The sequence below is a fragment of the Salinibacterium sp. genome, assembly GCF_031364185.1.
Taxonomy (GTDB): Bacteria; Actinomycetota; Actinomycetes; order Actinomycetales; family Microbacteriaceae; genus Rhodoglobus.
This window is the reverse complement of the sequence record NZ_JANLVV010000201.1, coordinates 13,549-28,993: the sequence shown is the minus strand read 5'-3', so window position 1 is coordinate 28,993 and position 15,445 is coordinate 13,549. Positions and strand designations below refer to the sequence as shown.

The following is a 15,445-nucleotide window of genomic DNA, read 5'->3' as shown; positions in this document are numbered from 1 at the left end:
CTACAGCTCGTTCTGCCGGGGAACGAACACCTGGTTGATGATGAGCAGGATTGCGGCCGCCACCGGAATCGCAATCAGCGCCCCGAGGATGCCAAGAAGCGTCCCACCAGCGAGTGCCGCGATCACCACGATGGCACCGGGCACTTTCACGGCCCTCGCCATGATCCTGGGGTTGAGAATGTATGCCTCAACCTGCATGTAGACGGCGTAGTAGAGGGCGACCGCGATGACGCTGGGCGGGCCATTGAAGAGCAACACGAGCAGGGTGATGATCACCGACCCCGAGATGGTGCCCACAAGGGGGATCAGCGAACCGAGGAAGGCGATGAATGCCAGTAGCGCCGAGTATTTGACGGGAAGGCCAAAGAGTGGAAAGACGACGGTCAACACGATGAAGGAGAGTATGCCGTTAACCAGCGCCAGCGATCCCTGGCCAATCACGTACCGCCCGACCGCGGCAGCAACCTGCTCGGCGAGGTCGATGAATCCCGAGCGTTTGGACGCGGGGACCAGTTGGTAGAGCCCCCGCTTGAGGCTTGTCAGCGACGAGACAAAGTAGATCGTCAGGATGAGCACAACCACCGCGCCGGTGATTCCGGTAGCGATTCCGATCCCGACACTGAGCACGCCTCCACCGATGGTGGTGAAGTCGAGGGTGGTGACCCAGCCCCGAAGGCCATCCAGGGCGCCCTGCACGTCAAACCAGGGCACGGCCTGTTCGATATTCTTCCTCAGTGTGCCATCGCTGAACGCGTTGATGAGGTCGGGAATTGTCTTTATCGCGGTCTGTACCTGCTCGGTGATGACCGGGATAATCGCGAACACGAGGCCGGTGAAGACGCCGAGCACCGCCACGAGCACGGTGGCGATCGCCAGCGGCCGTGGAAACTTGTGTTTCTCGAGCCAGCTGACGACGGGGTCGAGGCCCAGCGCAAGGAACAGCGCGGCGCCGATATAGGTCAGGATCGTCGCGAGTGACCCGACCGTGGTGCCGATTCCAATGGCGACCAGAACTCCCAGGCCACCCAGAAGTCCGAACAGGAACGGGTTGTGAATCTTCACGGCGGTCCTTCAGTTGTCGGCGTTATAACGAAGCTAACCTGCCGACATCTTCTCGGCCTGCTGCAGCACACCTCGCAGGTTCTCGAGGTAACCGGCGACGGTGTCTCGTTCGATCATAATCTTCGCGAGACGCTCTTCCGCCTCGGACACGAGCTGTGTGCTTCGCTTCTCCGCATCTGACATCATCGCCGCAGAGCGCGCCTCGGCGTTGTCGAGAAGCTCCTTCGCGCTGGCTGCAGCGGCGTCGCGGGTTTTCTTTGCGGCCGATTTTGCCGTGGAGTCCAGGGTGCCCGCCTGCTGGCGTTTAGTGTCGGCCTGGCGAATCGTGTCGGCAAGCTGCACTTGCGCTTCTTCGAGATATTTCTGTGTTTGTGCCGTGGCCTCCTGATGCTTTTCCAGGAAGTCCTTCTCGTCGGCGTCGCGACGTGCAGTGATGTCGAGTTCGTGGTCGATGCGCGCCTGCTCTGTTTCCCGCGCAAGCGTGGAGCGAGCTTCGTCGGTGTCGTGGGCGAGAGCCGCGCGGGTGGTGTCGGCTTCGCTGGCAAGTTGTGAGCGCTGGCGTGCGATATCGCGGGCCAGGTCGGTAGTCTGCTTTTCGATGTCATGAGCGAGGGCGGCTCTGGCCTCGGTCATCTCAGCATCGAGTGCCGCCCGCTGTTCAATGATCTCCGCGGTGAGAGCGGCAAGCTTTTCTGCGGTATCTGCCTCGAGGGATGCCCGTGCCGCAGCCGTCTCGGAGGCAAGCGCGTTCTGCGCCGCCGTCGTCTCGGTCTCGAACTTCACCCGCTGGGCCCGGCTGTCTGCCTCGAAAGCCCCGCGTGCCGCCGCGGTTTCTGAGTCAAGCGCCACCCACGCGGCGGACGTCTCGCTGTCGAGGGCGGCTCGCGCGGTAGCGGTCTCAGCCTCAAGCGTGGCGCGGGTGTTGATAGTTTCGGCATCGAGCGCTGCCCGAGCCGCTTCGGTCTCTGCCGCGAGCGAAGCCCGGGCCGTCTCGGTCTCGGCCTCGAGCGTGGCGCGTGCCTCTTCTGTGTCGGCCTTGAGGGCGGCGCGCGCGCTGTCGGTCTCGATGCGAAGTGTGTCGTGAGCTCGCGCCGTGTCGTTCGCCAACTTTTCCCGCTGTGCCACGGTGTCGTTCTCGAAGGTCTCGCGAGCCGTCGCTATCTCGGTGGCGAGCTCGGCGCGACCGGATTCCAGCTCGCGTGCCAAATCCGTCCTGCCCTGCTCAATGTCGCGGGAGAGGTCGGCTCGAAGCTGGGCGTTCTCGTTCTCGTAGGTCGCGCGGCCAAGCTCAGAGTCGCGGGCAAGCTCCGCGGCGGCCTCCCGCGCTTCGGCCGCATCCCTGCTCGCCGTCGATTTCAGTTCTGCGGCCTCGTGCTCCGCCTGGGCGCGCAGCGCGGCAGCTTCCCTCTTCGACGTAGTGCGCAATTCTGCGGCTTCGGTGGCGACGGCGCCGCGAATTGCGCCTGCCTCCCGCATCGCATCCTGCATCATCGCGTCGGCGTCAGCCCTCGCACTCGAGACCAGGCTGTCGGCCTCAGCATGTGCCTCCGCCAGCAGTGTTGCGGCGGCTTCGGCCGCAACGCCTGCCGCCCTGGTGTTCTCGTCCTGGGCGTCGGCTTTGAGCTTGGCGACCTCTGCGGCGGTGGTATTACGCAGCTTCTCGGCATCGATGTCGGCTTGGCTGATGAGCCTCGTCGATTGCTCCTCCGCCACACGGAGCGTATTTTCGAGCTTGGTTCCGAGGCCGGCATAGGTGGGACTGCCGCTCTCATCGAGCTCGGCCTGAAGATCTTCGTTTACCGCCAGCAGTCGTTTAACTTCTTTAGCTGAGTCGCTGCGCCCTGCGTTTGCCTTGATGAGCTCAGCGCGCAGTTGCTGGAGGGACTTGTCGACTTCGTCCTTCTTATAGCCGCGCATCTCTGTGCCGAAAGTGGTGTCGTCAGCAGCCATGACATCTCCTTGGAACGTGACGGGGAACGGTGTGAGTTTAGCGTGACGAAACACCCTCTCCCGTGCGGCGATCGTCGATGATTCGGGCGGACAACCTCGAGGCGCGTCCAAGAAGCTATCAGCAAATTCCCAGACGCGCAGTTAGGCGGTGTCCGGCTGATCGGCTATTCTTGGAAGCCTTTGCTGCTACTACTCCCTGTGTATGGGGAGGCCCTCCTCTCGTCCCGAGTGCGAGCATCCGCTTCCCGTGGCGGAGGGTGTCGTGACCACGTCTGGCTGGGTAGTGCGAAAGGAGTAACTCGTGCGATTTGTTCTCGCCATCATTAGTTTTGTGCTCGCTGCCGTGATGATCGGTGCCGGTATCGCGCAGCGCACCATTTTCGCTGAGCCAGACCAGGCCGTGCTGTCGACCTCGGTGGAAACGGATGCCGCGGTCACCGTCATTGACGGCGCGGCACTGAATGCCTACCAGGGCAACCAATCGCTGACCCTCTCCGGCACAAAGTCGGTTTTTGCGGCCTACGGGCGCACCACCGACGTCATTGCCTGGGTGGGGGAGGCGACCTACAACGAGATTGGCTTCGACCCCGAGACGATGGAGCTGACCAGTGACCTTGTCCGTGGCACCGAATCCGAGGTCCCGAATCCGGCAGGTTCTGACCTGTGGCTGAACGAGTATGAACGAGATGGCGAGCTCACTCTTCGGGTCAGCGTCCCGACTGACTTCTCGTTCGTTGTCATTTCGGATGGCGTCGCACCAGCACCCGGAGACGTGAGGGTGGCCTGGCCCCTCGACAACGCGACTCCGTTCTCCGGGCCACTGATCGTCGGCGGGGCGGTGGCGTTGCTGCTCGGTCTCGCGTTCCTGCTGTGGGCCATCACCCACATGCGCCGGTCGCGCGGGCCACGCCGTAAGCAACTGAAAATGCCGAAGGTTCCCAAAAAGCCACGGTACAAGACCGCGCGCACGCCGCTGGAGAAGCCGCCTGTGGGCCGGCGGGCACTGGGGCGCGGTATGGCGGCTGCTCCCCTGGTACTGGTCGGCATCCTTGTGCTCAGCGGCTGTACCTCCGGATTGCCCGGGAGCGGCGGCGCGAGCGTGACGCCCACACCGAGCGCTTCCGCAACTGCTGCCAACGCAAAAGCGGCTCCACCTGCGGTCACTGTTTCGCAGGTCGAGCGCATCATCGAATCCATTTCACAGACGACGTCTGATGCGGATGCCGCGAAAGACCCGGCGCTGCTTGCCACCCGATTCGGCGGAGCCGCACTCGAGGTTCGCACGGCAAACTACGCCATCACGACGGCCGACCCGAATCTCGCGCCCCTCCCGGCTATTCCCGCCGGACCGGTCAAACTCACCCTGCCGCAGCGGACGGACACCTGGCCGCGTACGGTTTTCGCGGTAATCCAGAATGACACCGACGAGACGATCCCCTCGATCGCACTGTTTCTTGAGCAGGCGGATCCGCGATCCCAATACAGGGTCCTGTATACGATCACGCTCGAGCCGTCCCAGAAGATTCCGGACGTGGCCCAGGCCGATGTGGGTGCTGACCGGCTCCTGCCAGACACTCCGGTGCTGAGTACCACCCCCACCGAGATTGCGCTGGCGTACGCCGACATCCTTGCAAAGGACGTCGACAGTGAGTCGTACGCCGACTTTGAAGCCGAAGGTGACACTCTTCGAGTAGCGGTCGGACCAACCTATAAAGCCTCGGTGCGAGCCGGACTGCCCACGACAGCAAGTGTCGCCTTCGCCAGTGCGATCGGTCCCGCCGAGGCCATTTCTCTCGCGACCAACGACGCCGGCGCTCTGATTGCCGTGAATCTCAACGAGACCACCACTGTCGCACCGATTGAAGCGGGAGCCGCGGTGAATACCACTGGCCAGGTGAAGGCGCTTTCGGGGCTTGCCGTCAGCTCGAAGGGCGTCATCGCCACCTACGGGTTCCAGCTACTGTTCTATGTGCCCCCCACCGGCGGCGATGGCAAAATCGTTCTGCTGGGATACACACAGGGGCTCGTCAAGGCTGGGGAGATCGGATGACCAACGCACCTCTGGGTGGCGCTAACCTTCGTGGGGCAGTCGACCTGTCCTCCCTCGTCAGGCCGCCCGCGCCCGCGCCCGCGCCCGGAGCGCACGAGCCTGGCTCGTCATCGACCACCGCCGGTGGTGTCGTGCGGTCGGCGACTGACGCGACGTTCACCGAGGTGCTTGACCTGTCATCCACTGTCCCGGTCATCGTTGAGTTCTTCGGGCAGGGTGTCGAGGCCTCACTGACCGAGTTTGTGCCCCAGTACGGTGGGCGCATCGCGCTTGTCACGGTGGATGCCACGACCAACCCCCAGCTTGTGCAGGCGTTTCAGGTGCAGCAGGTTCCCACCGTCGCGGCCGTCGTAGGTGGCCGGCCCGTGCAGCTCTTCACGGGGACACTGGCGGAGCAGGACCTGCGCGACGTGATGGAGCAGGTGCTTCAGCTGGCCGCCCAGAATAATGTGACCGGATCCATTGCGGTGAGCGTGGATGCCACGGCCGAGGCCGAGCCGCTGGAGGAGCCACTTCCCCCGCATCACCAGGAGGCGTACGACGCGCTCGCCAATGGGGACTTCCCCACCGCGATCAAAGCCTACGAGACAGCGATCGCCCAGAATCCCCGTGACAGCCTTGCCGTTGCGGGGCTCGCCCAGATCTCGCTGCTGTCGAGGCTGGATGGTGTTTCTCCGGACGAGGTGCACGGTAAGGCGGCAGCTGATCCAACGAACGTAGACATCCAACTGGTGGTCGCCGACCTGGACGTGGCCGGTGGCAACCTGGATGATGCGTTTGCCCGGCTGCTCGACCTGTTTCCTACGCTGGATGCCGAGGGCAAGAATCGCATACGCACCCGAATCCTCGACTATTTCGAGATCGCAGGAGCCGATGACGAGCGCGTCGCGGCTGCTCGTCGCCGCCTCACTCTGCTGCTCTACTGACCGATGGGCCCTGCATCGGCCGGGCTGCGGCAGCGACGCAGACCGCAACGGCGAACGCTAGCGTTGCGGTGCCAGCCAGAGCCCTCCCAGCGGCGGAAGCGTGAGTTCAACCGACGCCGGTCGACCCTGGAACGGCGCATCAACGGCCTGCACCGAACCGAAGTTTCCGACGCCCGATCCGCCGAACTCCTCGGCGTCGGTGTTGATGACTTCGGCCCACCTTCCGGCGAACGGCAGGCCGATGCGATACGGAGCGATGGGGTTGCCACCAAAGTTGAAGATGCCGACGAGTGGCTCGCCCGAGCGCGACCAGCGCACGAAGGCGACGACGTTCTGCAGCGAGTTGCCGCCATCCAGCCACTCGAATCCGGCGGCATCGTTGTCTTGCTCCCAGAGTGCGGGGCTGCCGGTGTAGTGGTGGTTGAGGCTGCTGACGAGCTTCTGCAGCCCCTGGTGCACGGGCTGGTCGAGGATCCACCAGTCGAGACCTCGCTCTTCACTCCATTCTGATGGCTGCCCGAATTCGCTGCCCATGAACAGCAGTTGCTTGCCGGGGTGCGCCCACATGAAGGCAAGGTACACGCGCACGTTTGCCAGCTTTTGCCATTGGTCACCCGGCATTTTGTGAAGCAGCGAGCTCTTGCCATGCACAACCTCGTCATGGCTTATCGGCAGCAGAAAACTCTCACTGAACGCGTAAACGAGCCCGAAGGTGAGCAGGTTGTGGTGGTACGAGCGGTTGATTGGGTCTTCCTGCATGTAACGCAGCGTGTCGTTCATCCACCCCATGTTCCATTTCAGGCCATAGCCGAGCCCGGATGACGAGGTCGGCTTGGTCACGCCAGGCCACGAGGTCGATTCCTCGGCAATCATCACGACGCCGGGGTTGCGCTTATATGCGGTCGCGTTGACCTCCTGCAGGAAGCTGATCGCCTCGAGGTTTTCGCGGCCGCCATACTGGTTTGGCAACCACTGGCCCTCCTCACGTGAGTAGTCGAGGTAGAGCATGGACGCGACGGCATCCACCCGCAGACCGTCGATGTGAAACTCCTCCAGCCAGTACAGCGCATTGGCTACCAGAAAGTTGCGCACCTGGGAGTCACCGAAGTTGAAGATCAGCGTGCCCCAGTCCAACTGCTCGCCGCGCCGTGGGTCTGAGTGCTCATAGAGCGGTTGCCCGTCGAAATTCGCGAGCGCCCACTCGTCTTTGGGAAAATGACCGGGCACCCAATCCATGATGACGCCGATGCCGGCCTGGTGCAGGCAGTCGACGAGATATTTGAGATCGTCGGGGTGCCCAAACCGGCTGGTCGGCGCGTAATATCCGGTCACCTGGTAGCCCCAGGAGCCGCCGAACGGGTGCTCCGCGAGCGGCATGAACTCGACGTGGGTGAACCCGAGCTGGGTGACGTAGTCGATGAGCTCGATGGCGAGGCTGCGGTAGTCCAGGCCGGGGCGCCATGAGCCGACGTGCAGCTCGTAGATGCTCATGGGGGAGTTGTGCGGATCGGTCGACGCGCGCCGCGACATCCACTCTTCGTCGGCCCACTCGAACCGGCTCACGCCAACCCTCGAGCCGGTCGCCGGGGAGACCTCGGTGTATCTGGCCATGGGGTCAGCGCGGGTCACCCAGTCACCCGCCTGGCTCAGAAACTGGAACTTATAGGTGTTACCGGGTTCGAGGCCCGGGACGAACAGCTCCCACACCCCGTTATCGTCGAGGCGGCGCATGGCGTGGCTGATTCCGTTCCAGCCGTTGAAATCGCCCAGCAGCCGAGCGGCACTGGCGTGGGGAGCCCAGACCGAGAAGCTGGTGCCGGCGACGCCCTCGTGAGGTCGGAAGTGGGACCCCAGCACATGCCATAGCTGCTCGTGTCGGCCTTCGCCCCACAGGTACAGATCGATCTCGCCGACCGAGGGTACGAACCGGTACGGGTCTTCGGCCACCCAGTCGGCGGCGCCCTCGTAGGTGGCCTCGAGAGTGTAACCCTGGCCCTCGCCGGGAGCGAACCCCTGCCACAGACCGTCGGTGACGTGCTCAAGCGCGACCCGGGAGCTGTCGGTGCGCACGGCCGTGACGGTGGAGGCCAGCGGCCTCAGCGCGCGGATGACAAATCCAGAGCCCGCAGGGTGCTGACCGAGCGTGTCGTGCGGCTGCGGGTGGCGACCCGAGACGATGGAGGCGATCAGCCCGGGGTGTAGCTCGGGAAGGGTGGGGTGTGACTCGGCCATCATGTGCCTTTCGTGTACTCGACGCGCAGGATGTGCACAGGTTGGGTGAATGGGTCGAGTCGGACGTAGTTGTCGCGACCCCAGGTGAAGCTGTCGCCGGTAATCAGGTCGGTGACTCCGATGCGAGCATCGGCCTCGACACCGAGCCTGGTGAGGTCGAGGTGCACCTGCGTTTCACGCACCGCGTGCGAGTCGAGATTGGCGACAATGATCAGCCCATCGGGTGATCCTGTGCCGGTGAACTCGGCGGGCAGGAACTTCGAGAACGCGAGGATCGATTCATCATCGGTCCACTGCACGTCAAGGTTTCGTAACTGTCGCAGCGAGGGATGCGCCGCCCTGATCAGGTTCAGCCGAGTGAGGTACGGCGCCAGTGTCGTGCCAGCGGCGTCTGCCGCCGCCCAGTCGCGCTTCTTATATTCGTACTTCTCGTTGTCGACATTCTCTTCGCTGCCAGGCCGCGCCACATGTTCGAACAGCTCGAAGCCCGCGTACACGCCCCAGGACGGGGAGGCTGTGGCAGCGAGAGCCGCTCGCACCTTATAGGCGCCCTGGCCGCCGAACTGAAGGTACTCAGTCAGGATGTCTGGAGTGTTGACAAAGAAATTCGGGCGGAAGTAGTCAGCCGACGTGCTCGACACTTCCGTGAAGTAGGTCTCGAGTTCGAGCTTTGTATTGCGCCACGTGAAATACGTGTACGACTGTTGAAACCCTGCGCCCGCCAGCGATTGCATCATCGCGGGCCGAGTGAAGGCTTCGGCGAGAAATACGACATCAGGGTGACGTTCGTAGATCACGCCCAGCAGCCACTCCCAGAACGCCAGCGGCTTCGTGTGGGGGTTGTCCACCCGAAAAATGTGCACGCCAACCGAGATCCAGTACTCGACGATGCGCAGCACCTCGGTGCGGATGCCCTCGGGATCATTATCGAAGTTGACCGGGTAGATGTCCTGGTACTTCTTGGGTGGGTTCTCGGCAAACGCGATGGTGCCATCGGTGAGGGTCGTGAACCACTCGGGATGCTCGGCCACCCACGGGTGGTCGGGGGAGCATTGCAGGGCCAGGTCGATTCCGATCTCAAGACCCACCTTCTTCGCCGCCCGAAGGAAAAAGGTGAAGTCTTTGACTGTCCCGAGATCAGGGTGGATGGCGTCGTGGCCACCCGTGGCAGCACCGATCGCCCACGGCGAACCCGGATCATCCGGGCCCGCATCGAGCGTGTTGTTCGGCCCCTTGCGGTGGGTGACACCGATCGGGTGGATGGGGGGCAGGTAGAGCACGTCGAACCCCATGGCCGCAACCCCGGGCAGGCGCTGTGCGGCCGTGCGAAAGGTGCCAGAGATCCAGGATCCATCCTTCGCCCTCTTTGCGCCTTCGCTGCGGGGAAAGAACTCGTACCAGCTGCCCACGGCGGCACGGGAACGTTCGACTCGAAGGCTCATGGTCTCGCTGAACGTCTCGAGGCTGGCCAACGGCGACGAGTCCATCGCAGCCGCAATCGCCGGATCGGTCAGGGCCGCCAGCATTTGCTCGGGTGAGAGGGTACTGTTGCCGAGCGTCTTGCGGGCGCCGGCGAAGACTGTGCGCGACCCTGCGCGGGCGAGCAACTGCGCGGCGATGGTGAACATCAGCTCGACGTCCACCCTCGCCGGGATCTTCAACTCCGCGTTGTGCTGCCAGGTGAGCCAGTCGTCGGTGAACGCCCGGATGCGCCAGGTCCAGGTTCCGGCGGAGGTGAGCTGGGCATCCGTCGTCCATCGATCTGTGCCGGGCCCCATGGGCCGCATGCGGTGCACCTGCTCGGCGCCGGAAGGATCGGCGAGAACAAGCTGCACCCCGATCAGGTCGTGCCCCTCGCGGAAAACGGTGGCCTCGAACGGCACCACCTCGCCGACGAAGCTCTTTGCCACCCAGCGATTCTCGGGCTGTTGCGGTGAGAGATGGCGAATCGGGATGCGGCCGATGGCGGGCGTGGGAATGGTCGTGGCCCGCGAGACCACCTTGTCAGCTTTTGGTTGTGCCACCTTTCGAAGTTAGCGCACGAGGCTCAGCGGGGGGCAGCCCCTGACAAACGACTCGGAGTAAGCGACAATGTGATGCTTGTGCCAGCGGTCAGCACTTGGGGGGACACGATTTGTGCCCCGTTTTGGGTGGGGGACAAAGCTTGTCCCCCCTAGCGCCCACACGATATATTTCTTTTGGGGGAGAGAGACTCATCTTTTTCTGGGGGGCACATTCTCCGCCTGACTCAGTGCAGGCATCCTTACACTCCGCACGAACCCAACGTGCACACCAGGTTGCTGGTGTGTCAACACAGACCGACATCCGGTGCCATTTGTGGCGCCCTCGAAAGGAAACATAATGAACAAGCTCGTCAAGGGCGCAGTCGCAACGGCTGCCGGTGTCGCACTGCTCATGGGTGGCGCTGGAACCTTCGCCTTGTGGAACACCAGCGCATCGGTCTCCGCCGGAGCCGTTGCCTCGGGTACCCTCACCATTGCCACAAATGGCGCAGGTACGTGGAAGGACATCTCCGCTGACCGCACCGCAACCGCGATCCCGACGATCTCCAGCTGGAAAATCGTCCCCGGTGACAAGCTCGAATTCACGCAGAACATCAACGTGGTCGCGACCGGCAACAACCTCCTCGCAAACCTGAGCTACGACCCCGCGACGATCGTTGCAGCGACCGGCCAGGCAAGCCTCGACCTTAAGAGCAAGCTCGTCGTCACGATCACAGCGACCGGCACCGGAGTGACAACCAACGCCACCACGGGAGTCATCACTGTGGCCCCGAGCGCCGCGACCATCCCGGTAGCCGTCAAGGTCACCGTCGAACTTCCGTCCACCGTCGGCGACGCCGTCGGTGAGAGCAGCATTGCCCAAAACGGTTCGGTCAGCCTCGCGACCCTGTCGCTCAAGCTTAACCAGACCCGCTAGGCACCCTGGGGCATGCCGCGTTGGCGGCATGCCCCAGCCTGGGTTGGACCACCACCGCGATCGAATACCGAAATGGAGCCCGTCATGAGGAAGATCACCGCTTCCGTCACGCCCCCTCGTGCTTCGGTCGCTCCTCTTCGTCGGATTCTCACCACCGTCGGCATCTTCGCCACGGCCATCGTGCTCGCCACGAGCGCGGCCGGTGGAACCTATGCGGTCTGGAATTCCCGCACCATTGTCAACGCTTCAAGCATTACCTCAGGATCCACAGCCCTGACGATCAACGATGTGTCGAGCTACGCGGTGCCCGGCATGGATAACAGCAAGCTCCTGCCAGGGCGCTCAAGCGTCTCGGGGGTCATCACCCTCAAGAACACCGGCTACACTCCGATTTCCATCACCCTCGCGCCGGTAGTTTTCAGTGATCCGAGCAGCCTGCTCGCCGCCAACCTGACCGTGGTGCTCCGCCAGGCGACGACCTGTGAGGTCACCCCGTTTGGCACAACTCCGAGCTCCTTTGTCGCGCCCATTGTGCTCGCGAAAGGCCAAACGGCAACCGTCTGCCTCGAGGCCCGCCTCGGCGTGAATGCGCCAGCGTCGGTGCAGGCGGCTTCCACGTCATTCTCAGTACCACTCAACGCGAGGCAGGTGCGCTGATGAGAGTCCGCATCGCGATCGCCTTGGGTTTCATCCTGTTTTTTGTGCTGGCGGGCACCAGTGTGTCGAGCGCGTTGTGGTCGACCTCGGTCAGCCAGAACGCGACGGTCGCAGTGGCATCCCTGAACTCCAATTGCACTCCGGCCACGCGCTTGCAGAACGGTAGCTTTGAGACGCCCGCGATACCCGCGAGTTCATACTCGTTGCTCCCAGCCGCACAGGTTCCGCCCTGGTCAACGACCGACTCGAGCATTGAGATCTGGAGCAGCGGATTCAACGGGGTTCCGTCGGCGGTCGGCAGCCAGTTTGCCGAACTCAATGCGTACATCAACGGCACGCTCTTTCAAAACGTTGCCACCACCCCCGGCCAGGTCGTGCGGTGGTCATTGCTTCATCGCGCACGAGTCGGAACAGACGTGATGAGTGTCACTCTTGGAGCGCCCTCCGACGCCGGTGTTGTGCAGGGCAGCTACAGCGCGACGACCTCGGGGTGGGTGCGCCACGAGGGGATCTACACGGTCCCGGCAGGCCAAACGACCACGAAGTTTGCCTTCTCGGCAATCAGCACGGGGTCAGGAGACCAAAGCGTGGGAAACTTCATCGACGATGTGTCATTTGGCTCCGGGCCGTGCCTTGTCGCCTCGTCAACGGTGGCAAACATCACCACTCCGGGCGGGGAGCTGCGCGTCGGGGACACTCTCGAAGCTACGACCACCATAAAAAATACCGGGGGAAGCCTCGCGCTCACCTCGGCTATCTCCGGCGTTGTGCCGGCAGGAGTTGAGTTCGTTTCCGGCTCCATCGTTGTCGGGGGCACCACGATAAGCGATGCGGCAGGGGACGACCAGGGCGAGTACGCCCCGGCCAGTCGAACCGTGTCCGGGCGCCTCGGCCTCGGCTCCTCCGCCACCGCCGGCGGTTCGATTGCCCCGGAAGAATCACTCACGCTCAGGTTCAGGGCCGTTGTCCAGCAGGGCACGGCAGGTGCAAGTGGCGCCTACGGAGCCTCAGCCGTCTATACGGACTTCCTGGCTCCCCAGTGGGGCCAGTCGAGCACCGCACCAGCGATCACAAGCACCATCGCCCTCGGTGCCGACGTGACGGTCGCCGCGTTGGCCACGCCCACGCCGGCGGCGGGGAACGCCACGCCGTCGGCCTGGACTTTTACGGTCACCAATAATGGGCCAAAGCCAGCCGTTGGCGTGCGGACGACACTCACGCTGCCCGCCTCGCTGTCGGTGACCTCGGTGACTCGCACTACGGCGAACGCCCCGACGACGACGGCGGACTGCACCGTCGCGACCGCCACCACACGTCTCTGCGACACCGGAGCCGCGACTCAACTAGCCTCAGGCGAGTCACGCATCATCACGGTGCGAGGCACATTCCCCTCGGCCACCCCTGCGGGCCCCGCCGTCGTCACGGCTGACGTCGCCAGCGCGGTGAACGCGACGGTGTATGACCACAACCTGGCGAACAACTCCGCCACGAATAGTGCGACAGTGACCGCCGAGTCGGTTGCACCGAGTTCGCCGACAAATGTCATGACAAACACCTCCACGGCGGCACAAAACACGGTCACCTGGATGAGCTCAACGGACAACGTCGCAGTGACCTCGTACCAGATCTTCCGCGATGGCGTGCTCGCGGGTTCGACTGCTCCGGAAACCCTTGCCTACACCGACACTGGCCGTACCGCGGGCGTCATTCACGTGTACTCGGTGCGTGCCGGGGATGCCGCTGGTAACTTCTCAGCGCTTTCCACCTCCTCCGGAGCGATGACGAGGCTTGATCCGGCGCAGACCTACCGGGTGGTGTACGCAGCAACAACCCAGTGCCTGACTGCCGGTAGTACCACCGTGGATGCGCCTCTCGAAAGCGCCGGATGTTCGACATCTACACTGCACGACTGGAAATTCATTCCGACCGACACTGGCTACTACAACGTCATCAATGTCGAGAACGCAACGCGTGGATGGTCGCTGACGAGTGACACGACGCTCGATGGAACTCTCGTGATCATCGGCTCACAGAACGCCCTCACGAACGATCGCGCAGAGTGGATGGTCAAGCCCGAGATCGCGGCCGATGGGACTCCCAGGGGCACTGTCACGTTCGTCAACAGGTATAGCGGTGTCTGTCTCGCCGTACCTGGCACTGCGAACGGAACCCAACTTCAGCAGTTCGCCTGCAACGGTGGCGCATCCCAGTCGTTCGCCCTCACGAAGAAGCCGTAAGCGTGATGCGCAGCGCGTGGACGCGGGTGGCGGCGGTTGCCCTATCGACTGTCATCGCGACAGGGCTCATCCTCGCCATGGCCGGTCCGGCGAGCGCAGCCTCACCCGAGGTGCTGCTCAGTGACGACGGCGTCAACTTTTCCACGGGACTGCCCGGTGGTTTGTTCGACGACCTCGGCCTGCTGGTGCCGGGGGAGTCTGTCACCACCACCCTCTGGGTCAAAAATCCGACGGTAGATTTTGCCGTCGCTCGCGTGAGCGTGGGAGCGCTTTCGGTGCCATCAGCAGCGTTCGCCGCCGGGGTCACTCTCACCACACTTGACGTCGGAACTGCCGCAACCTCAAGGGCGAGCTTCGCCGAATTGCAGCGCTGTGCTGTGCTCGTGCCCAGCCACACTCTGGGTGCACGGGAGGTGCTGAGGATCGACTTCACCGTCACCATGTCAGAGTCTGTGTCGGGATCGGACGCGCAGGGGCAGGCAGCGGTGCTCGACTTCCAAGTGGCGATGCGGGATGCGGCCGCTGGAGCATTTCCGAACGCGGAGTGTGTCAGTCCGAGCACTCCACCGGCGCCCACTGTCCCGGCTAATCCGGGCTTGTCGACCACTGCCTCGATGCCTGCTGGCGTCTCACGGCGGCTCGGTTCGGGTCTTGCTTACACGGGCCAAGCACCCGCGACATTCCTGTTTCCCTGTGCCGGGGTGCTCATCGGTGTCGGTATATTCTGTGTTGTCCGTCGTCGGCGGAGGAAACCAGGGGAGTCATGACCGACACGGGCGCCGCGAAAACTCTCACACAGGAACGCTCACTCTGGTACTACCTCGGAGTGGGGCTCAGCGCGGCGCTGCTGATCATCGTTGTCACTCTCGCCGTCATGATCATCCTGATTCCCAAGGCGTCAGGGTCGATCCCACTCACTGTGCTGACGAGTTCGATGGAGCCCGGGCTTCCTCCGGGAACGCTGATCATCGTGCGCCCCATCGATCCCGAGAACATCGTCATCGGTACTGTCGTCACCTATCAGATTAGGTCAGGCGAACCGGATGTCATCACTCATAGGGTCATGGAGATCAACACCTCCACCGATGGCTCTCGTTCCTTTATCGTCAAGGGCGACAACAACAGCGATCCTGACCCAGATCCGGTTCTCCCCCTGCAGATCAAGGGTGATGTCTGGTATTCGATCCCCTGGGTGGGATGGGTCAATACGGCAATCAATGGCTCCAACAGGCCCTGGATCGTGCCGGTCGTTGCTGCCGCACTCTTCGGCTATGCCGGGTTCACTGTCGTGAGCGCGATCTCATCGCGGAGGCGACGCACGCCAAAATCCGACGGGGAGAACGGGCCGCTGGCTGAGTAATGGGCACTGCCTACAACTGCCATAGGCTTAT

General features: G+C 63.3%; 11 protein-coding genes. 7 read left to right on the top strand and 4 right to left on the bottom strand.

The features are described 5' to 3' along the window. Positions 1-1,062 (bottom strand): AI-2E family transporter, encoded by a 1,062-nt coding sequence (locus RMN95_RS08935; RefSeq protein ID WP_309616582.1) that lies wholly within the window; start codon positions 1,060-1,062, stop codon positions 1-3. A gap of 33 nt (positions 1,063-1,095) precedes the next feature. After that, positions 1,096-3,012, bottom strand: a complete 1,917-nt coding sequence (locus RMN95_RS08930; protein WP_309616581.1) for a hypothetical protein — start codon at positions 3,010-3,012, stop codon at positions 1,096-1,098. Between the two features lie 301 nt (positions 3,013-3,313). Here RMN95_RS08930 and RMN95_RS08925 point away from each other — a divergent pair, with 301 nt between their 5' ends. Together RMN95_RS08925 and RMN95_RS08920 are read left to right on the top strand one after the other, a co-directional pair. Continuing rightward, positions 3,314-5,062 (top strand): hypothetical protein, encoded by a 1,749-nt coding sequence (locus RMN95_RS08925; RefSeq protein WP_309616580.1) that lies wholly within the window; start codon positions 3,314-3,316, stop codon positions 5,060-5,062. After that, the gene (locus RMN95_RS08920) at positions 5,059-5,988 is read left to right on the top strand and encodes a tetratricopeptide repeat protein (RefSeq protein ID WP_309616579.1); all 930 of its coding nucleotides are present in this window, start codon (positions 5,059-5,061) and stop codon (positions 5,986-5,988) included. The genes RMN95_RS08925 and RMN95_RS08920 overlap by 4 nt, the downstream gene beginning before the upstream one ends. Positions 5,989-6,045: 57 nt before the next feature. Here the strand turns inward: RMN95_RS08920 and glgB are convergent, their stop codons facing one another. Then, the gene (glgB, locus tag RMN95_RS08915) at positions 6,046-8,223 is read right to left on the bottom strand and encodes a 1,4-alpha-glucan branching protein GlgB (RefSeq protein WP_309616578.1); all 2,178 of its coding nucleotides are present in this window, start codon (positions 8,221-8,223) and stop codon (positions 6,046-6,048) included. Further along, positions 8,220-10,184 carry an alpha-1,4-glucan--maltose-1-phosphate maltosyltransferase gene (locus tag RMN95_RS08910; RefSeq protein WP_397545272.1) on the bottom strand — a complete coding sequence of 655 codons (1,965 nt, stop codon included), beginning with the start codon at positions 10,182-10,184 and terminating at the stop codon, positions 8,220-8,222. Before RMN95_RS08910 ends, glgB begins: the two co-directional genes overlap by 4 nt. Before the next feature lie 397 nt (positions 10,185-10,581). On the opposite strand from RMN95_RS08910, the gene RMN95_RS08905 reads away from it, so the two are divergent. The 5 genes from RMN95_RS08905 (at position 10,582) to RMN95_RS08885 (ending at position 15,414) form a co-directional block, all read left to right on the top strand. Then, positions 10,582-11,160 (top strand): alternate-type signal peptide domain-containing protein, encoded by a 579-nt coding sequence (locus RMN95_RS08905; protein ID WP_309616577.1) that lies wholly within the window; start codon positions 10,582-10,584, stop codon positions 11,158-11,160. An 84-nt stretch (positions 11,161-11,244) separates the two neighbouring features. Next, complete coding sequence (locus RMN95_RS08900; RefSeq protein WP_309616576.1) at positions 11,245-11,817, top strand: hypothetical protein; 573 nt, start codon at positions 11,245-11,247, stop codon at positions 11,815-11,817. Continuing rightward, entirely contained in the window at positions 11,817-14,054 is a 2,238-nt protein-coding gene (locus tag RMN95_RS08895; RefSeq protein ID WP_309616575.1) for a hypothetical protein, read from the top strand. Before RMN95_RS08900 ends, RMN95_RS08895 begins: the two co-directional genes overlap by 1 nt. Positions 14,055-14,056: 2 nt before the next feature. Next, on the top strand, positions 14,057-14,821 hold the full coding sequence (locus RMN95_RS08890) for a hypothetical protein (protein ID WP_309616574.1): 765 nt from the start codon (positions 14,057-14,059) through the stop codon (positions 14,819-14,821). Continuing rightward, the gene (locus RMN95_RS08885; RefSeq protein WP_309616573.1) at positions 14,818-15,414 is read left to right on the top strand and encodes a signal peptidase I; all 597 of its coding nucleotides are present in this window, start codon (positions 14,818-14,820) and stop codon (positions 15,412-15,414) included. Before RMN95_RS08890 ends, RMN95_RS08885 begins: the two co-directional genes overlap by 4 nt. Positions 15,415-15,445 lie beyond the last annotated feature (31 nt).